At 71.4% G+C, this 21,907-nt stretch carries 17 protein-coding genes; 9 read left to right on the top strand and 8 right to left on the bottom strand.

The window, feature by feature from the left end; all coding sequences use genetic code 11:
* Positions 1 to 19 precede the first annotated feature (19 nt).
* The 4 genes from ACGF2V_RS09730 to mshC all read left to right on the top strand — a co-directional run bounded on the left by ACGF2V_RS09730 (position 20) and on the right by mshC (position 3,807).
* Positions 20 to 742 carry a histidine phosphatase family protein gene (locus tag ACGF2V_RS09730; RefSeq protein WP_362623255.1) on the top strand — a complete coding sequence of 241 codons (723 nt, stop codon included), beginning with the start codon at positions 20 to 22 and terminating at the stop codon, positions 740 to 742.
* A gap of 115 nt (positions 743 to 857) precedes the next feature.
* The gene (locus tag ACGF2V_RS09735) at positions 858 to 1,448 is read left to right on the top strand and encodes a DUF3090 domain-containing protein (RefSeq protein WP_362623253.1); all 591 of its coding nucleotides are present in this window, start codon (positions 858 to 860) and stop codon (positions 1,446 to 1,448) included.
* On the top strand, positions 1,412 to 2,266 hold the full coding sequence (locus tag ACGF2V_RS09740; protein WP_362623250.1) for an SCO1664 family protein: 855 nt from the start codon (positions 1,412 to 1,414) through the stop codon (positions 2,264 to 2,266). Before ACGF2V_RS09735 ends, ACGF2V_RS09740 begins: the two co-directional genes overlap by 37 nt.
* Positions 2,267 to 2,577: 311 nt before the next feature.
* On the top strand, positions 2,578 to 3,807 hold the full coding sequence (mshC, locus tag ACGF2V_RS09745) for a cysteine--1-D-myo-inosityl 2-amino-2-deoxy-alpha-D-glucopyranoside ligase (protein WP_362623247.1): 1,230 nt from the start codon (positions 2,578 to 2,580) through the stop codon (positions 3,805 to 3,807).
* Between the two features lie 177 nt (positions 3,808 to 3,984).
* Here the strand turns inward: mshC and ACGF2V_RS09750 are convergent, their stop codons facing one another.
* The 6 genes from ACGF2V_RS09750 to ACGF2V_RS09775 form a co-directional block, all read right to left on the bottom strand.
* Entirely contained in the window at positions 3,985 to 5,055 is a 1,071-nt protein-coding gene (locus tag ACGF2V_RS09750; protein ID WP_362623245.1) for a PAC2 family protein, read from the bottom strand.
* A gap of 335 nt (positions 5,056 to 5,390) precedes the next feature.
* Entirely contained in the window at positions 5,391 to 5,804 is a 414-nt protein-coding gene (locus ACGF2V_RS09755; protein ID WP_362705056.1) for an LLM class flavin-dependent oxidoreductase, read from the bottom strand.
* 161 nt (positions 5,805 to 5,965) lie between these two features.
* A complete protein-coding gene (locus tag ACGF2V_RS09760; RefSeq protein WP_362705054.1) occupies positions 5,966 to 7,576 on the bottom strand; it encodes a glycerol-3-phosphate dehydrogenase/oxidase in 1,611 nt (536 codons plus the stop codon).
* Between the two features lie 5 nt (positions 7,577 to 7,581).
* Positions 7,582 to 9,108 (bottom strand): glycerol kinase GlpK, encoded by a 1,527-nt coding sequence (gene glpK, locus ACGF2V_RS09765; protein WP_362705051.1) that lies wholly within the window; start codon positions 9,106 to 9,108, stop codon positions 7,582 to 7,584.
* 57 nt (positions 9,109 to 9,165) lie between these two features.
* A complete protein-coding gene (locus ACGF2V_RS09770; protein WP_362623239.1) occupies positions 9,166 to 9,954 on the bottom strand; it encodes an MIP/aquaporin family protein in 789 nt (262 codons plus the stop codon).
* Positions 9,955 to 10,386: 432 nt separating this feature from the next.
* Positions 10,387 to 11,151 (bottom strand): IclR family transcriptional regulator, encoded by a 765-nt coding sequence (locus ACGF2V_RS09775; RefSeq protein WP_362623238.1) that lies wholly within the window; start codon positions 11,149 to 11,151, stop codon positions 10,387 to 10,389.
* A 249-nt stretch (positions 11,152 to 11,400) separates the two neighbouring features.
* Between ACGF2V_RS09775 and metH the strand changes: the two genes are divergently transcribed.
* The 3 genes from metH (at position 11,401) to ACGF2V_RS09790 (ending at position 17,702) form a co-directional block, all read left to right on the top strand.
* Positions 11,401 to 14,913: a methionine synthase gene (gene metH / locus ACGF2V_RS09780; RefSeq protein WP_362705047.1), complete on the top strand. Its 3,513-nt coding sequence runs from the start codon at positions 11,401 to 11,403 to the stop codon at positions 14,911 to 14,913.
* A 120-nt stretch (positions 14,914 to 15,033) separates the two neighbouring features.
* Positions 15,034 to 15,726, top strand: a complete 693-nt coding sequence (locus ACGF2V_RS09785) for an HAD family phosphatase (RefSeq protein ID WP_362705045.1) — start codon at positions 15,034 to 15,036, stop codon at positions 15,724 to 15,726.
* A gap of 377 nt (positions 15,727 to 16,103) precedes the next feature.
* Positions 16,104 to 17,702 carry an ABC transporter substrate-binding protein gene (locus ACGF2V_RS09790; RefSeq protein ID WP_362705043.1) on the top strand — a complete coding sequence of 533 codons (1,599 nt, stop codon included), beginning with the start codon at positions 16,104 to 16,106 and terminating at the stop codon, positions 17,700 to 17,702.
* Between the two features lie 83 nt (positions 17,703 to 17,785).
* Here the strand turns inward: ACGF2V_RS09790 and ACGF2V_RS09795 are convergent, their stop codons facing one another.
* On the bottom strand, positions 17,786 to 18,457 hold the full coding sequence (locus tag ACGF2V_RS09795) for a response regulator transcription factor (RefSeq protein ID WP_362623227.1): 672 nt from the start codon (positions 18,455 to 18,457) through the stop codon (positions 17,786 to 17,788).
* A gap of 9 nt (positions 18,458 to 18,466) precedes the next feature.
* Positions 18,467 to 19,312, bottom strand: a complete 846-nt coding sequence (locus tag ACGF2V_RS09800) for a PD-(D/E)XK nuclease family protein (protein WP_362623436.1) — start codon at positions 19,310 to 19,312, stop codon at positions 18,467 to 18,469.
* A 170-nt stretch (positions 19,313 to 19,482) separates the two neighbouring features.
* On the opposite strand from ACGF2V_RS09800, the gene ACGF2V_RS09805 reads away from it, so the two are divergent.
* Both ACGF2V_RS09805 and ACGF2V_RS09810 read left to right on the top strand, forming a co-directional pair.
* Complete coding sequence (locus tag ACGF2V_RS09805) at positions 19,483 to 20,733, top strand: site-2 protease family protein (protein ID WP_362623433.1); 1,251 nt, start codon at positions 19,483 to 19,485, stop codon at positions 20,731 to 20,733.
* A 76-nt stretch (positions 20,734 to 20,809) separates the two neighbouring features.
* Positions 20,810 to 21,718, top strand: a complete 909-nt coding sequence (locus ACGF2V_RS09810) for a tRNA (adenine-N1)-methyltransferase (protein ID WP_362623225.1) — start codon at positions 20,810 to 20,812, stop codon at positions 21,716 to 21,718.
* Positions 21,719 to 21,907: the final 189 nt, after the last annotated feature.

Below are 21,907 nucleotides of genomic sequence, written 5' to 3' on the forward strand. Positions count from 1 at the left end.
GCGGCCTACGCTGGCCCGTATGCCCACCCTGATCCTCGTACGCCATGGACGCTCCACCGCCAACACGGCCGGGGTGCTCGCCGGCCGCTCTTCGGGCGTCGCGCTCGACGAGCGCGGCACCGCACAGGCCGCCGCGCTGCCCGGGCGGCTGGCCGCGCTGCCCCTCGCCGCCGCCGTCACCAGCCCCCTCCAGCGCTGCCGGGAGACACTGCGCCCGCTGCTCGACGCCCGGCCGGACCTGGTGGCGCACACCGAGGAACGGATCAACGAGTGCGACTACGGCGACTGGTCCGGGCGCAAGCTGGCCGAACTCGCCGACGAGCCGCTGATGAGCGTCGTGCAGCGCCACCCCTCGGCGGCGGCGTTCCCCGGCGGCGAGTCCCTGCGCGCCATGCAGGCGCGCGCCGTGGACGCCGTACGGTTCTGGAACGCGCGGATCGGGGCCGAACACGGCGACGACGCCGCCTATGTGATGTGCTCGCACGGCGACGTCATCAAGGCGCTCGTCGCCGACGCGCTCGGCATGCACCTCGACCTCTTCCAGCGGATCCACGTGGACCCCTGTTCGGTCACCGCGATCCGCTACACGAGCCTGCGGCCGTTCCTGCTGCGGCTCGGCGACACGGGGGACCTCGCTCCCCTGGCGCCGCGCGAGCAGACGGACGGGACGGCCCCGGACACGCGCCCGGCCGCCGGTACCGAAGCCGACGCGGAGGTCGGCGGCGGCGCCGGGGCGCCGTGATCGCTCCGCGCAGTAGGGTGGACGCGCCGTGGACGCCCGCAGCGGTACAGCCGGCGGCCCCGGCCATCCCTCATTCCCTTCCCCATCAGCCGCCGATCTTCAAGGGAGACAGGACGTGTCCCGTCAGGTGTTCCTCTATGACCCCCCGGACCGCTTCGTGGCCGGCACGGTCGGGTTGCCTGGACGTCGTACGTTCTTCCTGCAGGCAACCTCGGGCAGCCGCGTCACCAGCGTGGCCCTGGAGAAGACTCAGGTCGCCGCACTCGCCGAGCGCATCGACGAACTGCTCGACGAAGTGGTGCGGCGGACCGGCGGGAACTCGCCGGTGCCCGCCGTCGCACCCCAGGACGTCACCGACACCGCCCCCCTCGACGTGCCCGTCGAGGAGGAGTTCCGGGTCGGCACGATGGCGCTCGCCTGGGACGGCGAGGAACAGCGCATGATCGTCGAAGCGCAGGCGCTGGTCGAACTGGACGTGGAGTCCGACGAGGACCTCGCGGAGGCCGAGGAACGGCTGCTGCAGGACGAGGAGAACGGTCCGCCGGTCCTCCGCGTCCGCCTCAGCGGCGCGCAGGCTCGGGCCTTCGCCAAGCGCGCCCTGGACGTCGTGAACGCCGGACGCCCCCCCTGCCCGCTGTGCAGCCTGCCGCTCGACCCGGAAGGACACGTGTGCCCGCGCCAGAACGGATACCGTCGCGGAGCCTGACCGACGCCGAGCTGGTCACGGTGCTCACCGAGGGCCGGCTCATCGTCCGCGGACAGGTCCGCGGGGCGTCCAACGCGGTGCTGCACTGCGCGGTCTCCTACGACGGCGTGGAACTGGCCTGCGTCTACAAGCCCGTGGCCGGGGAACGGCCGCTGTGGGACTTCCCCGACGGCACCCTCGCCCAGCGGGAGGTGGCCGCCTATGAGATCTCCGAGGCGACGGGCTGGGGGCTCATACCCCCCACCGTGCTCCGGGACGGGCCGTACGGCGAGGGCATGTGCCAGCTGTGGATCGACGCCGGACCGGACGGCGACGGGAACGCCGCGGACGGGCGGCGCCCGCTGCTGGCACTGGTCGAGGACGACGAGCCCGGCGAGGGCTGGAAGGCCGTCGCCCGCGCCGAGGTCGGGGAGGGCAGAACGGCCCTGCTGGTGCACGCGGACGACCCGGCGCTGCGGCGGATGGCGGTCCTCGACGCCGTGATCAACAACGGCGACCGCAAGGGTGGTCATCTGCTGTCCGCGCCCGGAGGCCGGCTGTACGGCATCGACCACGGCGTGACCTTCAACGCCGAGGACAAGCTGCGCACCCTGCTGTGGGGTTGGGCGGGGGAGCCGCTGACGGCCGAGGCCGTCGACGCGGTGGACCGGCTGGGCGCGGACCTGGCTCCCGGGACCCCGCTCGTCACCCGGCTGGGCGAGCTGATCACCCCGGCCGAGATCGAGGCACTGCGGGGGCGTGTGGCCGGGCTCAGGGCATCGGGGCGGCACCCGGAACCGAGCGGGGCGTGGCCCTCGATTCCCTGGCCGCCGGTGTAGCCGGTGCCCTGGGCCGGCGGTGTGAGCGGCGGCGCCGACGCCGGCGGCGACCCGGTGCCTGTGTGCGTGGCGCGCGGGACGGCCCGGGGCGGAGGCACGCCCGGTGCGACACCCGGGGAGAACAGGCCGTTTCGGCGACGGCGCGCTGGACGACGGGCGGGACCCCCGCGCTCGCCGGGGCACGCGCATTCCCCGGCGCCGTCTCCCCTCCCGGCCGAAGCAGACGGGACCGCATCGCGCAAGAGCGCCTCTTCGGTCGGGATCCGGTATCCGGTTCGTATCCGGAACGTGCATCCGGTTAGGCTCGTGCCATGCATGCCTGGCCCGCTTCTGAGGTCCCCGCCCTGCCCGGCAAGGGCCGCGACCTTCGGATCCACGACACCGCGACCGGCGGACGGATCACTCTCGACCCCGGTCCCGTCGCCCGCATCTACGTCTGCGGCATCACGCCGTACGACGCGACCCACATGGGTCATGCGGCGACCTACAACGCGTTCGACCTCGTTCAGCGCGTGTGGCTCGATACCAAGCGGCAGGTCCACTACGTGCAGAACGTCACCGACGTGGACGACCCGCTGCTGGAGCGGGCCGTGCGCGACGGGCAGGACTGGACCGAGCTCGCCGAGCGCGAGACGGTCCTGTTCCGCGAGGACATGACCGCCCTGCGCATGCTCCCGCCGCAGCACTACATCGGCGCGGTGGAGGCGATACCCGGCATCGTCCCGCTCGTCGAACGGCTCCGGGACGCCGGTGCCGCCTACGAACTCGACGGCGACGTGTACTTCTCCGTCGAGGCCGACCCGCACTTCGGAGGTGTCTCCCGCCTCGACGCCGAGGCGATGCGGCTGTTGTCCGCAGAGCGCGGCGGCGACCCGGAGCGCCCCGGCAAGAAGAACCCGCTCGACCCGATGCTCTGGATGGCCGCCCGCGAGGGCGAGCCGAGCTGGGACGGGGGCTCGCTCGGCCCCGGCCGGCCCGGCTGGCACATCGAGTGCGTCGCCATCGCGCTGGACCACCTCGGCATGGGCTTCGACGTGCAGGGAGGCGGGTCCGACCTCGCCTTCCCGCACCACGAGATGGGCGCCTCGCACGCCCAGGTCCTGACCGGCGAGTACCCGTTCGCCCGGGCGTACGTGCACGCGGGCATGGTCGCCCTGGACGGCGAGAAGATGTCCAAGTCCAAGGGCAACCTGGTCTTCGTCTCACGGCTCCGCCGGGACGGCGTAGACCCGGCGGCGATCCGTCTCGCCCTGCTCGCGCACCACTACCGGTCCGACTGGGAGTGGACCGATCAGGCGCTCGCCGAAGCGGTCGCCCGGCTCGGACGCTGGCGTTCCGCCGTTTCCCGGCCCGACGGACCGTCCGCCGAGGCCCTGGTCGAGGAGGTCCGGGACGCCCTCGCCGACGATCTGGACGCACCGGCGGCACTGGCCGCCGTGGACCGCTGGGCCGAGCGGCAGCACGCCGAGGGCGGCACGGACGAGGGCGCGCCCGGACTCGTCTCGCGCACCGTCGACGCGTTGCTGGGCGTCGCGCTGTAGCGCCGTACGCGGCAACGACCCGCTGATGTTCCCCATCCGGCGGACCGGCCCCGGACCTCTCGACGAAGTCCGGGGCCGGTTCCGTCTCGTTCCGGAAGCCGGGGCATGTGCCCGGCACCCGTGCTGCGGCCGAGGGCGACGGGGCGCCGGGCGATACCCGTCGCCCCACCGTCCGGCTCAGTCCTCGGAAGAGCCCCGCGAGGACTGGGCCGGGCCGTCGTCGCCCTCGTCGTCGCCGACGGCCCCCGGGCGGGCGGGCCCGTTCGTGGGCGGCGTGCCGGGTGACGTCCGGCCGTCGCCCTCCGGCCGCGTCGGTTTCGGCGGACGGTTCCGGCCACCGGAGGTGTCGCGCAGATACGCGCTGTCGCCGCTCTCCGTGGCGTGTCCGCCGGGGCCCTGCCCCGGACCGGTGTCCCGGCGGCGCAGATAGCGCTCGAACTCGCGGGCGATGGCCTCGCCGCTCGCCTCCGGAAGCTCCGCGGTGTCCCGGGCCTCCTCCAGCGTCTGCACGTACTCCGCCACCTCACTGTCCTCGGCGGCCAGTTGGTCGACGCCGAGCTGCCAGGCGCGCGCGTCCTCGGGCAGTTCGCCCAGCGGGATGCGCAGACCGAGCAGGTCCTCCAGCCGGTTGAGCAGCGCGAGGGTGGCCTTCGGGTTGGGCGGCTGCGACACGTAGTGCGGCACCGCGGCCCACAGACTGACCGCGGGCACGCCCGCGTGGGTGCACGCCTCCTGAAGGATGCCGACGATGCCCGTCGGGCCCTCGTACCTGGTCTCCTCCAGGTCCATGGAACGGGCCAGATCGGGGTCGGAGGTGACCCCGCTGACCGGTACCGGGCGGGTGTGCGGGGTGTCTCCGAGCAGTGCGCCCAGGATCACCACCATCTCCACGCCCAGCTCGTGGGCGAAGCCCAGAAGCTCGTTGCAGAACGAACGCCAGCGCATGGACGGCTCGATACCGCGGACCAGGACGAGATCGCGGGGCTGCTCCCCGCCGACGCGGACCACGGAGAGCCGGGTGGTGGGCCAGGTGACCTTGCGCGTACCGCCGTCCAGCCAGATCGTGGGCCGGTTGACCTGGAAGTCGTAGTAGTCCTCGGCGTCCAGCGCCGCGAACACCTCTCCCTTCCACTCCCGGTCCAGGTGCGCGACCGCCGTGGAGGCGGCGTCACCTGCGTCGTTCCATCCCTCGAACGCGGCCACCATGACCGGGTCGATCAGCTCGGGAACCCCCTCGAGCTCGATCACCCAGGCCTCCTTCCGAAGTTCCCTTGCGTACGCAACAACCTTACGGCTTCCGGCCACCTTCGACGCAGCCCTCGCGCACGGCCGGGTGAACCCGCCGTCACGGTCCCGGGGCAGGGGGTGTCCGCGGCGCCGGTCCGGCCGCTCGCCCGCCCCGCCGGTGTCAGGGGGCGGGGTCCGGTCCCCGCCCCGCTTCCCGCGGCGTCGACCGCAACCACTGCTCCACGCCCGCCACATGCACCGTCGCCCGGACCGCGCGGCCTCCGCGTCCCGTTCGCGCAGCGCGGACAGGATCGCCCGGTGCTCGTACAGCGTCCGGCCGATCGCGTCCTCCTGCGTCAGGCCGCGTCGGACCCGCGCCCGGAGCGTCGGACCCGAGAGCCCGTCGAGCCGGCCAGTTCGGTCCGGCTCCTGGTCACCTGGTCGGGCGTGGCGAAGACTTCGGCCATCCGCACCGGATCGAGGATCGCCACGACCGTGACACCGGTCGTCAGCCGGAGGGTGGAGGCGCGGGCGGCGAGCGCGCCGAGCACCGTGCTCGGGCTCGGGCTCGGGCTCGACGAGCGGAACGGCCCGGCGTGCCGCTCGCCGATCGCGTACGCGTCGAAGCCCGGCCGCTGCGCGACGACCCGGACTCGATCACCTCCTCGAACCGCTTTGCGATGGAGGGGAGGTGAGGGGTGGGCGGATGCTGGGCAGGGCCGATGAGGGCAAGCGCCGAGAACTTCATGCCTCGACTGACTGCGCGTCATAGTGGGCCCGTATCGGTAGTCGTGTGGCGCGTTCGCCGTTCGTCCCGTGGACGGGGACGTGGACGTGAACACGGGCGTGGAAGCAGACGCGGATGCGGCGCGGACGGGGCCCCGCCGTGGGGGCGCCCCGTCCGCGTCCTGCGCGCCTCGCGCGCGTCCCGTCAGCCGCGGTCGTCGAGCATGGACTCGACACCGGCCCGGATCTCGTCCGTGGCCAGGCCCCGGATCGTCAGGGTCGTCCGGCGGCGCAGCACGTCGTCCGCCGTCTCGGCCCACTCGTGGTCGCGGGCGTAGGCGACCTGCGCCCAGATCTCCGGCGCGTCCGGGTGGATGCGTTCGGCCAGCGCCGGGTTCTCGTTCGCCAGCCGCGCGATGTCGAAGGCGAGCGAACCGTAGTGCGTGGCGAGGTGCCGCGCGGTGTCGGCCGCCATCCGGGGCCCGGGTGCGGCGCCGTCGATCAGGAGCCGGTGCGCCACCGCGTTCGGGTTGGCGATGCCGGGCAGCGGGAGCTTCTTCGGCAGCTGCGATATCGGCTCCATGCCGCTTCCGAGGGGGCGCCCCGGGAGCGTGGCCAGCTTGTTCATCACCGTGCGGCCGATGTGACGGAACGTCGTCCACTTGCCGCCCGCGACCGACAGCATCCCGCCGCGGCCCTCCGTGACGACCGTCTCGCGCTTGGCCTTGGAGGTGTCGCCCGGTCCGCCGGGCAGCACCCGCAGACCGGCGAAGGAGTACGTGATCAGGTCGCGCGACAGTTGCTGGTCCTTGATGGAGAACGCCGCCTCGTCGAGGATCTGGGCGATGTCCTTCTCCTCGACCGCGACATCCGCGGGGTCGCCCTCGTACTCCTCGTCCGTCGTACCGAGCAGCAGCATGTCCTCCCAGGGCAGGGCGAACGTGATGCGGTACTTGTCGATCGGGGTGGCGAGCGCGGCGTTCCACGGGCGTGTGCGCTTCAGCACCAGGTGCGCGCCCTTCGACAGGCGCACCGACGGCGCCGCGTTCGGGTCCTCCATCCTGCGCAGGTGGTCGACCCACGGCCCGGTGGCGTTCAGCACGAGCCGGGCGTCGATGCCGAACTCCGTGCCGTCCAGGCGGTCTTGCAGATCGGCGCCCGTCACCCGGCCCTTGGTGAACCGCAGCCCGGTGACCGCCGCGTGGTTCAGGACCACGGCGCCCGCGTCGACGGCCGCGCGGACCGTCATCAGCGCCATCCGGGCGTCGTTCATCTGGCCGTCGCCGTAGACCGCCACGGCCCTCAGGTTGTCCGTGCGCAGCTCCGGCACGTCGCGCTGCGCCTTCTCGGGGCTGATGACGTGCCCGACCCCGTCGCGGAACGCGGAGAGCGCCGAGTACGCGAACACGCCCGCGCCGAGGACCGCGGCGCCGTGCGGGCCGCCCTTGTAGACCGGCAGGTAGAAGGTGAGCGGATTGGCCAGGTGCGGCGCCACCTCGCGGGACACCGCACGGCGCTCGAAGTGGTTCTCCGCGACCAGCTTCACGGCACCGGTCTGCAGGTAGCGCAGACCGCCGTGGAGCAGCTTCGAGGAGGCGGAGGAGGTGGCGCCGGCGAAGTCGCCGGCGTCCACCAGGGCCACCCGCAGCCCGGACTGCGCGGCGTGCCAGGCCGTGGAGATGCCCAGGATGCCGCCACCGATCACCAGGAGGTCGTACGCAGCCTTGGACAGCTGCTCCCGAGTCTCGGCACGGCTCGGGAGGGAGCCGGAGGCCGGGTGTGTCCCGAGGGCCGGGACGCTCTGCAGGGTGGTCATGTCGCTCACTCCTCGTGCTCGATCCAGCCCATGGTCCGTTCCACGGCCTTGAGCCAGTTCTTGTACTCGCGGTCGCGGGTGTCCGCGGCCATGCGGGGGGTCCATTCGGCGGCCCGGCGCCAGTTGGCGCGCAGGGCGTCGGTGTCCGGCCAGAAGCCGACGGCCAGACCCGCGGCGTAGGCGGCGCCGAGACAGGTCGTCTCGGCGACCATGGGCCGCACCACGGGCGCGTCCAGGAAGTCGGCGAGCGTCTGCATCAGCAGGTTGTTGGAGGTCATGCCGCCGTCGACCTTCAGGGCGGCCAGCTCGACACCGGAGTCCTTGGTCATGGCGTCGGTGATCTCGCGGGTCTGCCAGGCGGTGGCCTCCAGGACGGCACGGGCAATGTGCGCCTTGGTGACGTACCGGGTCAGGCCGGCGATGACGCCGCGGGCGTCGGAGCGCCAGTACGGGGCGAACAGGCCCGAGAAGGCGGGAACGAAGTACGCGCCGCCGTTGTCCTCGACCGAGGACGCCAAGGTCTCGATCTCGGCCGCGGACTTGATCAGCCCCATCTGGTCGCGCATCCACTGGACGAGCGAACCGGTGACGGCGATGGAGCCCTCCAGGGCGTAGACCGGCTTCTGGTCGCCGATCCGGTACCCGACGGTCGTCAGCAGTCCGTTGTACGAGTTGACGGGCCGTTCACCGGTGTTCATCAGCATGAAGGTGCCGGTGCCGTACGTGGACTTCGCCTCGCCCTCGGAGAAACAGGTCTGGCCGAAGAGGGCCGCCTGCTGGTCGCCGAGCGCGGAGGCGACCGGGACCCCGTCCAGGACGCCGCCCTTCGCGGTGCCGTACACCTCGGCGGACGAACGGATCGCGGGCAGCACGGCCGCCGGGATCTCCATGGACGCGAGGATCTTCTCGTCCCACGCCATGGTGTGCAGGTTCATCAGGAGGGTGCGCGAGGCGTTCGTGACGTCGGTGACGTGGACGCCGCCGTTCGTGCCGCCGGTCAGGTTCCAGATGACCCAGGAGTCCATGGTGCCGAAGAGGATGTCGCCGCGCTCGGCGCGCTCGCGCAGCCCCTCGACGTTGTCCAGCAGCCAGCGCACCTTGGGGCCCGCGAAGTACGAGGCGAGCGGAAGGCCGGTCTCGCGGCGGAAGCGGTCCTGGCCCACGTTGCGTTCGAGCTCCTTGCAGAGCGCGTCGGTACGGGTGTCCTGCCAGACCAGGGCGTTGTGGATGGGCTCACCGGTGTTCTTGTCCCAGAGCAGCGTGGTCTCGCGCTGGTTGGTGATGCCGATCGCCTTCACGTCGGCGGCGGTGATGCCCGCCTTGACGACGGCACCGGCGACGACCTCCTGGACGTTCTCCCAGATCTCGGTCGCGTCGTGCTCGACCCAGCCCGGCTTCGGGAAGATCTGCTCGTGCTCCTTCTGGTCGACGGAGACGATCCGGCCGTCCCGGTCGAAGACGATGCAGCGGCTGGAGGTGGTGCCCTGGTCGATGGCCGCGATGAACGGGCCGGTGGTGTGTGCGTCGGTCACGGTGCGCTCCCGGAGGTCTGTGTGGTCTTGGAGGGTCGGGGCTCTGTGCGTCATGGATCAGGCGAAGGCGACGTTGTAGAGCCCGCCCGCGATCGCGCCGCCGACGAGCGGTCCGACGACCGGGATCCATGCGTAGCCCCAGTCCGATCCGCCCTTGTTCGGCAGCGGCAGCAGCGCGTGAACGATACGCGGACCGAGGTCGCGAGCCGGGTTGATCGCGTAACCCGTCGGGCCGCCGAGCGAGAGCCCGATGCCGACCACGAGCAGGGCGGTGACCAGCCCGCCGAGCGTTCCCAGGCCGTTGCCGTCGTCGTTGAGCCCCTGGGTGAGGATCACCAGGACGAGCACCACGGTCGCGATGATCTCGGTGACCAGGTTCTGCGCCACGTGCCGGATCTCGGGGCCGGTCGAGAAGATGCCCAGCACCGGGCCCGCCTTCGGGGCGGTGGTCTGGTCGACCATGCCCTCTTCACCCGTCCGGCCCACGATCTCGGGATCCGTCAGATGCGCGCGGAACTGCCCGTAGTACGTCAGCCAGACCAGCGCCGCGCCGATCGCCGCGCCGAGCACCTGGGAGGCGATGTACAGCGGCACGTCGCTCCACTCGGTGCCGCCCTTGATCGCGAGACCGATCGTGACCGCCGGGTTGAGGTGCGCGCCGGACACGCCCCCGGCCAGGTACGCGCCGGCCAGCACGGCGAAACCCCACCCGAAGGTGATCGCCGACCATCCGGCGTTCTGCGCCTTGGAGCGCTTGAGCGTGACGGCGGCGCACACACCACCGCCGAGGAGGATGAGCACGGCGGTACCTATGGTCTCGCCGATGAAGATGTCGGAGCTGGACACCCGCGACTCCTTTGTCCTTGGTCCAGGTAAGCCGAACCCCGGGTCCCTCCGGTGGTCCGCGCCCTCGTGCGAGGGCGTTGTCCGGCCCAGGGCGCTGTCACACCATAACGTTTATTTTCGTTAGTTGTTCGACAATGCCGACCGGTGAACGGCAATGCTTCCTTCAGGTGGTTCAGTCGTCAAGAGTTGTGTGGCGCAAAACTCGATCGTTATCCCTCGCGGCCCGTCCGCCGACGGGGGCACGGCGAGGGAGCGAGGCCGACGGTGAGGCGCGGACGCGGTGACGGAGTCCGGTCGATGTGGGGCGAGGCCGCGGAGCCCGGCCCACGGCATGGGGCGGCGACGCGGAGAGCGGCCGGTGGCGGGGGTATGTGCCCGCGCGGGAAGGGCCGTCGGCGGGAACGTCCGTGCCGTGCGGCGGTGGGCCGCGTGTCAGAAGCGTCCGGCGCCCAGATCCCGGGAGACCGCCCGCGCGCAGTCCCGCACCGCCGCGATCAGCTCGGGCCGCAGCTCCCCGTCCGCGCAGACCCGCTCCACCGCGCCCGTCACGGCCACCGCGCCCACCGGCATCCGCCGCCGGTCGTGGATCGGGGCGGCCGCCGCGGCCACGCCCTCCCAGGTCTCCTCCACGTCCGCCGCCCAGCCGCGCGCCCGGACCAGGTCGAGCATCGACTCGAACGCCTCCGCGTCGGTCACGGTCCGCGCAGTGAACGACTGCCGCTCGGCCTCCATGGCCTCGGTGTGCGCCACCGGATCGTAGGCCGAGAGCACCTTGCCCAGGGCTGTGGAGTGCAGGGGCTGCATGGCGCCGACCTCCAGGACCTGGCGGCTGTCGTCGGGCCGGAAGACGTGGTGGACGACCAGGACGCCCTGCTGGTGCAGGACCCCCAGGTGGACGCTCTCGCCGCTGGAGCGGGCCAGGTCGTCCGTCCAGACGAGCGCGCGGGCCCGCAGTTCGTGGACGTCCAGATAGCTGTTGCCCAGGCGCAGCAGTTCGGCGCCCAGCTGATAGCGGCCCGACGTGGCGTCCTGTTCGACGAAGCCCTCGTGCTGGAGCGTGCGCAGGATGCCGTGCGCGGTCCCCTTGGCCAGGCCCAGCGAGGAGGCGATGTCGGACAGTCCCAGCCGCCGCTCGCCGCCCGCCAGCAGGCGCAGCATCGCCGCCGCTCGTTCCAGCGACTGGATGTTCTTGGCCATCGCGCCGTACTCCTCCACCTATGGTTCGACAATGCTGAACACTATCGGCCGATGCCGACCGGCGCTCGATCACGGAGGGAACCCGCCGTATCCTTCCGCACCCGCTGGATCCGGACACCGTCCCGCACAGCATGCCTCCGTTCCGTGGGACGGAGTGACGGCCCCGGCCGCCTCCCGGCTAGGCTGGCCTGGTGCGCCTTCCACCGAAGCCGCAAAGCCGACAGCCGTCGCATCCCAGGGAGCACCTCCATGGCCTCGTTGCCGACCCCTTCCGCCGACAGCCGCCGCCGCGCAGACGCGCTGCGCGAAGCCCTCGCCACCCGGGTGGTGGTGGCCGACGGTGCCATGGGCACCATGCTCCAGGCGCAGGACCCCACGCTCGAGGACTTCCAGAACCTCGAGGGCTGCAACGAGATCCTGAACACCACGCGCCCCGACATCGTCCGCTCCGTGCACCGGGAGTACTTCGCGGTCGGTGTGGACTGCGTCGAGACGAACACCTTCGGGGCCAACGCCTCCGCCCTGGGCGAGTACGACATCGCCGACCGCATCCACGAACTCTCCGAGTCCGGCGCCCGCATCGCCCGCGAGGTCGCCGACGAGTTCACCGCCTCCACGGGACAGCAGCGCTGGGTCCTCGGCTCCATGGGCCCCGGCACCAAGCTGCCGACCCTGGGCCACGCCCCGTACACGACGCTGCGCGACGGCTTCCAGCGCAATGCCGAGGGCTTGATCGCCGGCGGTGCGGACGCGCTCATCATCGAGACGACGCAGGACCTCCTGCAGACCAAGGCCGCCGTGCTGGGCGCGCGGCGTGCCCTGGAGGCCACCGGCAGCGACCTCCTGATCCTGGTCTCCCTGGCGTTCGAGACCACCGGCACCATGCTGCTCGGCTCCGAGATCGGCGCCGCGCTCACCGCGCTGGAGCCGCTGGGTGTCGACATGATCGGCCTCAACTGCTCCACCGGCCCCGCCGAGATGAGCGAGCACCTGCGCTACCTCACGCGTCACTCCCGCATCCCCCTGCTCTGCATGCCCAACGCGGGTCTGCCGGTGCTCACCAAGGACGGCGCGCACTTCCCGCTCGACCCCGAGGGCCTCGCCGATGCCCAGGAGACGTTCGTCCAGGAGTACGGGCTCTCGCTGGTGGGCGGCTGCTGCGGGACGACCCCCGAGCACCTGCGGCAGCTCGTCGAGCGCGTCCGCGGTGCCGCCCCCGCCCCGCGCGACCCCCGCCCCGAGCCGGGCGCCGCCTCCCTCTACCAGGCCGTCCCGTTCCGTCAGGACACCTCGTACCTCGCGATCGGCGAACGCACGAACGCCAACGGCTCCAAGAAGTTCCGCGAGGCGATGCTGGAGGGGCGCTGGGACGACTGCGTGGAGATGGCGCGCGACCAGATCCGCGAGGGCGCGCACATGCTCGACCTGTGCGTGGACTACGTCGGCCGCGACGGTGTCGCGGACATGGAGGAGCTGGCCGGACGCTTCGCCACCGCCTCCACCCTCCCGATCGTGCTGGACTCCACCGAGGTGCCGGTGCTGCGCGCGGGCCTGGAGAAGCTCGGCGGCCGGGCCGTCCTCAACTCCGTCAACTACGAGGACGGCGACGGCCCCGAGTCGCGCTTCGCCAAGGTCGCCGCGCTGGCCGCCGAGCACGGCGCCGCGCTGATCGCCCTGACCATCGACGAGAAGGGCCAGGCCCGTACGGTCGAGCACAAGGTCGCCGTCGCCGAACGGCTGATCGCGGACCTGACCGGCAACTGGGGCATCCGCGAGTCGGACATCCTGATCGACTGCCTCACCTTCACCATCTGCACCGGTCAGGAGGAGAGCCGGGGCGACGGCGTCGCCACCATCGGCGCCATCCGGGAGCTGAAGAAGCGTCACCCCGAGGTGCAGACCACGCTCGGGCTGTCCAACATCTCCTTCGGGCTCAACCCGGCCGCCCGCACCGTCCTCAACTCGGTCTTCCTCGACGAGTGCGTCAAGGCCGGTCTCGACTCCGCGATCGTGCACGCCTCCAAGATCCTGCCGATCGCGCGCCTCGACGAGGAGCAGGTGAAGGTCGCCCTCGACCTCGTCCACGACCGCCGCTCCGAGGGCTACGACCCCCTGCAGAAGCTCATGGAGCTCTTCGAGGGCGTCAGCACCAAGTCGATGAAGGCGGGCAAGGCCGAGGAACTGGCCGCCCTGCCGCTCGACGAACGCCTCAAGCGCCGCATCATCGACGGCGAGAAGAACGGCCTGGAGACCGACCTCGACGAGGCCCTGCTCACCCGGCCCGCGCTCGACATCGTCAACGACACGCTGCTCGACGGCATGAAGGTGGTCGGCGACCTCTTCGGCTCCGGCCAGATGCAGCTGCCGTTCGTGCTCCAGTCCGCCGAGGTCATGAAGTCGGCGGTGGCCTACCTGGAGCCGCACATGGAGAAGTCGGACACCGAGGGCAAGGGCACCATCGTGCTGGCCACCGTGCGCGGCGACGTCCACGACATCGGCAAGAACCTCGTCGACATCATCCTGTCCAACAACGGCTTCAACGTCGTCAACCTCGGCATCAAGCAGCCTGTCTCCGCGATCCTGGAGGCGGCCGAGGAACACAAGGCCGACGTCATCGGCATGTCCGGCCTCCTGGTCAAGTCCACCGTGATCATGAAGGAGAACCTGGAGGAGCTGAACCAGCGCAAGCTGGCCGCGGCCTACCCGGTGATCCTCGGCGGCGCCGCGCTCACCCGGGCCTACGTCGAGCAGGACCTGCACGAGCTGTACGAGGGCGAGGTCCGCTACGCCCGGGACGCGTTCGAGGGGCTGCGTCTGATGGACGCGCTGATCGCGGTCAAGCGGGGCGTTCCCGGAGCGGTCCTTCCCGAGCTCAAGCAGCGCCGGGTGCCCAAGCGCGACATCGCCGTCCTGGAGGTAGACGACCCCGAGGAGGGCGTCCGCTCCGACGTCGCCGTCGACAACCGGGTCCCCGAGCCCCCGTTCTGGGGCACCCGCGTCGTCAAGGGCATCCAGCTCAAGGAGTACGCCTCCTGGCTGGACGAGGGCGCGCTCTTCAAGGGCCAGTGGGGCCTCAAGCAGGCCCGCGTCGGCGACGGGCCCACGTACGAGGAACTGGTGGAGACCGAGGGGCGCCCGCACCTGCGCGGCTGGCTCGACAAGCTCCACACCGAGAACCTGCTGGAGGCGGCCGTCGTCTACGGCTACTTCCCCTGCGTCTCCAAGGGCGACGACCTGATCCTGCTCCACGAGGACGGCTCCGAGCGCACCCGCTTCACCTTCCCGCGCCAGCGCCGGGGCCGCCGCCTGTGCCTCGCGGACTTCTTCCGCCCCGAGGAGTCCGGCGAGACGGATGTGGTCGGGCTCCAGGTCGTCACCGTCGGTTCGAGGATCGGCGGCGAGACCGCCAAGCTGTTCGAGGCCGACTCGTACCGCGACTACCTGGAGCTGCACGGCCTGTCCGTCCAGCTGGCCGAGGCACTCGCCGAGTACTGGCACGCCCGGGTCCGTTCCGAGCTCGGCTTCGGCGGCGAGGACCCCGCCGATGTCGAGGACATGTTCGCGCTGAAGTACCGGGGCGCGCGCTTCTCCCTGGGCTACGGAGCCTGCCCCGACCTGGAGGACCGGGCCAAGATCGCCGAACTGCTCCGGCCGGAGAGGATCGGCGTGCACCTCTCGGAGGAGTTCCAGCTGCACCCGGAACAGTCCACCGACGCGATCGTCATCCATCACCCGGAGGCGAAGTACTTCAACGCGCGGTAGCGCGCCGTTCACTGCACGGTCGCGGCACACGTCGTAGACTGGTCGGTCCAGCGCAGGCCGGTCGTCCTTCCCACGGGAAAAGACGGCCGGCCTTCTCGTCCCTCACGGAAGGTGTGCCGGATGACCAGCACGGTCCCCGCGTCCATGACCCGCACGGCCGACGGCGCCGCACTGCAGGCCGTCCTGCTCGACATGGACGGCACCCTCGTCGACACCGAGGGCTTCTGGTGGGAGGCCGAGGTGGAGGTCTTCGCCGAGCTCGGGCACCAGCTCGACGACGCATGGCGCGACGTGGTGGTCGGCGGGCCGATGACCCGCAGCGCGGGCTACCTCATGGACGTGACCGGCGCGGACATCACCATCGCCGAGCTCACCGTGCTGCTCAACGAACGCTTCGAGAAGCGCCTGGACCACGGCGTACCGCTGATGCCGGGCGCCCGGCGGCTGCTTGCGGAGCTGGTCCGGCACGACATCCCCACCGCCCTCGTCTCCGCCTCGCACCGGCGGATCATCGACCGGGTGCTGGAGTCGGTGGGGCACCACCACTTCGCCCTGAGCATCGCGGGCGACGAGGTCACCCGCACCAAGCCGCACCCGGAGCCCTATCTGACCGCCGCCTCCGGCTTCGGGGCCGAGCCCGGACGCTGCGCGGTCATCGAGGACACCGCGACCGGGGTGGCGGCGGCGGAGGCCGCGGGCTGCCGGGTGGTCGCCGTGCCGTCCGTCGCGCCGATCGCCCCGGCGAACGGCCGGGTGGTCGTGCGCTCGCTGGAGGAGGTCGACCTCGCATTCCTCCGCGGCCTGGTCGGATGAGTGCCAAGACCGACAGCCGGGATTTCCTGTGAACGACATCGAAAAACTCGGCTGGAGTTCGTGCTTTTTCTGTCGTGTCCACATGGGAGAACCCGGACGGACGAACGGGGGAGGAAAGGCGCGAGCGTGAGGTTGGTCACCGAATTCCTCACCCAAGCCTCCCAGGATCCTCCCGAGTGCCCCTTTTGTCGCTTCGGATTGTCCCGTTTGATCCGGTTCTGAGGGATGGATTTCGGGGTCGGGAAATCGGCGCTCCGTCATTCTCCGTAACCGTCCGATCATCGTCCGATCACGCATCGTTCGGCAGCGGCCGGGCATGGTCGACGGGGGCCGCTAAGGTCGCTCTCTCAACGCCCGGACGAGGGAGAGCGACCGAAATGAACCGCAAGGCCCTGGTGCTGCCCACCGTCGCGTGCGTGCTCACGCCCGTGCTCGCCGCGTGCGGCGCGTCCGAGGACGATGGTGGCCAGGCGGCCATCGTCGTCGGCACCACCGACCGGTTCGTCGCCACCGAGGACGACCCCGCGCCCTTCGACCCCGCCGTCGGGTACGACGCGGGCGTGTGGAACGTACTCCGGCAGACCGTGCAGTCCCTCCTGCACGTGCCGCACGGTGGCGGCCCGCCGGTGCCCGAGGCCGCGGAGAGCTGCGGCTTCACGGACACCCAGAACGAGAGCTACCGCTGCAGGCTGCGCCCCGGTCTCGCGTTCGCCGACGGCACCCCCGTCACCCCGGACGACGTGAAGTACTCCATCGACCGCGTCGCCGCCATCGATGCCGCCAACGGCCCCGGGGCCCTGCTGGCCGGCATCGACACGGTTGAGACGCAGGGTGAGCGGGGGATCGTCTTCCACCTCCGTGCGCCGGACGCCACCTTCCCGTACAAACTCGCCACCCCGGTCGCCGGCATCGTGCCACGGAACAAGTACGCGGCGAAGTCCCCGCGCACCGGCTTCCAGGTCGACGGCTCCGGCCCGTACACCATGAAGCCGCAGGTCGAACACGACCGGGTGGTCAAGGTCGTCTTCACCCGGAATCCCCGCTACAAGGGCGACCTGCACGTGCGCAACGACCGGGTCGAACTGGACCTCTTCCCGGGCGCGGACGCGATGGGGAAGGCGTTCGGCGACAAGAAGATCGACATGATGACCCGCACCATGTCGCCCGAGCAGTCCCGACGGCTGCTCGACAACCCGGACGACGACGTCAGGCTCACCGAGATGCCCGGCCTCGCCATCCGCTGCCTCGGCTTCGACACCGACGACCCGGCCGTGCGGAACAAGGCGGTCCGCCAGGCCATGGCCCAGGTCGTCGACCGCGAGGAGATCGCGGACAAGGTGTACGGCACCACGGCCGAACCGCTGTACTCGTTGATCCCCTCCGGCATCGCCGCGCACACCAACTCCTTCTACAGCAAGTACGGCGAACCCGACACCGCGAGGGCCGCGGCGATCCTGCGGGCGGCAGGCGTGCACACCCCGGTGAAGCTCACGCTGAACTACACGACCGACCACTTCGGCGCCACCACCGCAGCAGAGTTCAAGGCCCTGCAGAAGCAGTTCAACGACACCGGTCTGTTCGATGTCGGCATCAAGGGCACGGCCTGGTCCGATTTCCGGCCCGCGCAGGTGCGCGGGGACTACGCCGTCTACGGATTCGGCTGGTACCCCGACTTCCCCGACCCGGACAACTACACGGCACCGTTCCTCGACCGGAACAACTTCCTGAACTCGCCCTACGAGTCGGCCCTGGCGCAGAACACGCTCATCCCACAGTCCCGCCGCGAGACCGACCGCAGCGCCGCGACGAAGACCTTCCGACGGCTCCAGGACATCGTCGCCGACGACGTACCCGTCCTGCCTCTCTGGCAGGGCGAGCAGTACGCCGCCTCCCGAATGGGGCTCAACGGCGTCGAACGGGCGGTCAACTCCTCCGCCGAGATCCGACTGTGGGAACTCGGCCGCGACGCCGGCTGAGACACGGCGGCACGCGGTCCCGCCCCGACCCTACGACGCGCCCCGGCTCCGGCCGCTCACCGGGCGCTGGAGCGCACACCGGCTCACTGGGCGCCGGGACGCACCAGACCGCTCTCGTACGCGTACACGGCCGCCTGCACCCGGTCGCGCAGACCGAGCTTGGTCAGCACATGGCCGACATGCGTCTTGACCGTCGTCTCGCTGACGAACAGGTCCGCGGCGATCTCCGCGTTCGACAGGCCGCGCGCCACCAGCTTCAGCACCTCGACCTCGCGGTCCGTCAGCGTGTGCAGCGTGTCCGGCAGCGGCTCCTCGCCCGAGGGAAGGTGGTCGGCGTACTTGTCGAGCAGCCTGCGGGTGACGCTCGGCGCCAGCATCGCCTCGCCCGCCGCGACGACACGGATCGCCTGCACCAGCTCATCGGCCGGGGCGTCCTTCAGCAGGAAGCCGCTGGCGCCGGCGCGCAACGCCTCGACCACGTACTCGTCGAGGTCGAACGTGGTCAGTACCAGCACCTTGGCCGGACCGTCCCGGTCCGGACCGGTGATCTGCCGTGTCGCCTCCACACCGTCCATCCGCGGCATGCGGATGTCCATCAGCACCACATCGGGCTGGAGAGCCCGCACCTGGTCGAGAGCCTGCAGGCCGTCACCGGCCTCGCCCACCACCGCGATGTCTCTCTCCGCCTCCAGGATCATCCGGAAGCCGGTGCGCAGCAGCGGCTGGTCGTCGACCAGCAGGACGCGGATTGCCACAAGGTCTCCTCAGGGTCCCTCGACGGTCACGGGCCCGGCGGCCTCGGCGCGGGCCGGGTCCATTCTGCCCTGGACATCCTGCTCGGACCCCGCCGGGCGTACCGACAGCGGATACACCGGGGGAGTCCCGCCGAATTCGGGGCAGACCGCCTGGTGATCGCACCAGCCGCAGAGCTTCGTCGGCCGCGGCCGCCACCGACCCGTCTCCGTCGCGACCCGGATCGCCTCCCACAGCGCCAGCAGCTTGCGCTCGACCCGCTCCAGATCCCCCACCACCGGGTCGTACGTCACGACGTCCCCGCTGCCGAGGTAGACCAGTTGGAGCCGACGCGGCACCACACCCTTCAGCCGCCAGACCACCAGGGCGTAGAACTTCATCTGGAAGAGCGCGCCCTCCGCGTATTCCGGACGCGGAGCCTTCCCCGTCTTGTAGTCGACGATCCGGACCTCGCCCGTCGGCGCCACGTCGATCCGGTCGATCACCCCGCGCAGCCGGAGCCCCGACTCCAGCTCCGTCTCGACGAACAGCTCCCGCTCGGCGGGCTCCAGACGCGTCGGATCCTCCAGCGAGAACCACCGCTCCACCAGGCGTTCCGCCTCCGAGAGCCAGCGCGCCAGACGCTCGCCCCCGGCGTCCTCGGCGAACAGCTCCGACAACTCCGGCCTCGACTCCAGCAGCCGGTCCCACTGACCGGGGATCAGTGCCGCGGCCCGGCGGGCCGTGCGCTCCGCCGCCGGGGCGTCGAAGAGCCGCTCCAGGACCGCGTGCACCAGCGTGCCCCGGGTGGCCGCCTCGCTCGGCTTCTCCGGCAGCCGGTCGATGACCCGGAAGCGGTACAGCAGAGGACACTGCATGAAATCGCCGGCCCGCGACGGCGAGAGGGACGAAGGCGGCTGGGCCGGCCGCGGCAGGGACGTCATGCGAAGACCCTACGGCCCGCCACCGACATCCGTCGGCATACCATCGACCACACACCCCCGGACACGGCATGATCGTGAAACAGGGCACCGACCGAAGGGACCTCGTGGACGAGAGCGGCGACAGCGGGCGCCCGCAGCCCGGCGCGGGGGGACAGGCCCCCGGGACCGGCACGGACAAGGGCGGACCGCGGCGCCCCGAAGAGCCCGGAGGCGGCCTCCTCATGGGCCGTCTGTTCGGCGTGCCCGTGTACGTCGCGCCCAGCTGGTTCGTCGTGGCCGCACTGATCACCTGGGTCTTCGGCGGCCAGCTCGAACAGGTGCTGCCCGAACTCGGCGTGGCCCGGTACGTGGTCTCCCTCTTCTTCGCGATCGCCTTCTACGCCTCCGTGCTCGTCCACGAACTCGCCCACACGGTCGTGGCGCTGCGCTACAAGCTGCCGGTCCGCCGCATCCAGCTCCAGTTCTTCGGCGGCGTCTCCGAGATCGAGAAGGAGACCGAGACGCCCGGCCGCGAATTCATGCTCGCCTTCGTCGGCCCGCTGCTCTCCCTGGTGCTCGCCGGTCTGTTCTACGCCGGGATGGGGCTGGTCGAGCGCGGCACCGTCCCCGGCGTCGTCCTCGCCGGCCTGATGATCTCCAACCTCCTGGTGGCCGTGTTCAACCTGCTCCCCGGGCTGCCCCTCGACGGCGGACGCATGCTCCGCGCCGTCGTCTGGAAGATCACCGGCCGTCCGATGAGCGGCACCGTCGCCGCCGCCTGGGTCGGCCGCGCCCTCGCCGTCGTCACCCTCATCGGCCTCCCGCTGCTCACCCACACCGGCTTCTTCGGGAACGACCCCCGCGACCTCACCGGCACGGACACCGTCACCGACGCGCTGCTCGCCGCCATCCTCGCCGCCATCATCTGGACCGGGGCCGGCAACAGCCTGCGCATGGCACGGCTGCGCGAACACCTCCCCGACCTGCGCGCCCGCACCCTCACCCGGCGCGCCGTCCCCGTGGAGGCGGACACACCGCTGTCCGAGGCCCTGCGCCGGGCCAACGAGGCGGGCGCCCGCGCCCTCGTCGTCGTCGACGGGCACGGCGAACCCACAGGCATCGTCCGCGAGACGGCCATCGTCTCCGTTCCCCAGCACCGCCGCCCCTGGGTCGCCGTGAGCGGACTCTCCCAGGACCTCACCGAGGGCATGAAGCTCTCTGCCGAACTGGTCGGCGAGGCGCTCCTGGACCGGCTCAGGGCCAACCCCGCCACCGAGTACCTCGTCGTCGAGGAGAGCGGGGAGATCTACGGAGTACTCTCCACCGCCGACGTCGAGCGGGCGTTCGTCGCCGCCCTGGCCAGGCCCGCAGCCTGACCACCGGACCGGCCGGGGCCCCGCGCACGTCCGGGCTCGCGGCCGGAGCACCGCGAATCACCGGTACGCTGGTCACATGTCTGAACCGACCGGTGCCGCCCGCCGACGCGGGCCCTTCAAGGTCGGGGACCAGGTCCAGCTCACCGATCCCAAGGGACGCCACTACACCTTCACGCTCGAAGCCGGAAAGAACTTCCACACCCACAAGGGTTCCTTCCCGCACGACGAGCTGATCGGTGCCCCCGAGGGCAGTGTTGTCCGAACCACGGGAAACGTCGCCTACCTCGCGCTGCGCCCCCTGCTCCCCGACTACGTCCTGTCCATGCCCCGCGGCGCCGCCGTGGTCTACCCCAAGGACGCGGGGCAGATCCTGGCCTTCGCCGACATCTTCCCCGGCGCCCGCGTCGTGGAGGCCGGCGTCGGTTCCGGCTCGCTGTCCACCTTCCTGCTCCGCGCCATCGGCGAGCAGGGCATGCTGCACTCCTACGAGCGCCGTGAGGACTTCGCCGAGATCGCCCGGCAGAACGTGGAGCGCTACTTCGGCGAACCCCACCCCGCCTGGCAGCTGACCGTCGGTGACCTCCAGGACAACCTCTCGGACACCGACGTCGACCGGGTCGTCCTCGACATGCTGGCCCCCTGGGAGTGCCTGGAGGCCGTCTCCAAGGCGCTGGTGCCCGGCGGCATCCTCTGCGCGTACGTCGCGACCACCACCCAGCTCGCGCGGACCGTCGAGTCCATCCGCGAGACCGGCTGCTTCGCCGAACCGCAGCCGTGGGAGTCGATGATCCGCAACTGGCACGTCGAGGGCCTGGCCGTCCGCCCGGACCACCGCATGATCGGCCACACCGGCTTCCTCGTCACCGCCCGCCGTCTGGCCGACGGTGTGGAGCCCCCGCTGCGCCGCCGTCGGCCCGCCAAGGGCGCCTACGGCGAGGACTACGACGGTCCCGGAAGCCAGAGCGGCTCCTCCTCGCGAGGCTGAGTCCTCCGCACACCCGAGCGCGGCCGGACCGCGCAATGGACCGGCGCCGCCGCCGAGTTACCGGACCGCCCCGGGAACTCGGCGGCGGCGCCCCTTCGTTGTCGGTACGGATGTCATCCGTACCGACCCCACCGTTCCCCCGCTCCGCCCGGTGTGGCACGATGCTGGCCACTCCCACGCCACCGCGGA

The organism is Streptomyces sp. NPDC047982, assembly GCF_043204165.1.
Lineage (GTDB): Bacteria > Actinomycetota > Actinomycetes > Streptomycetales > Streptomycetaceae > Streptomyces.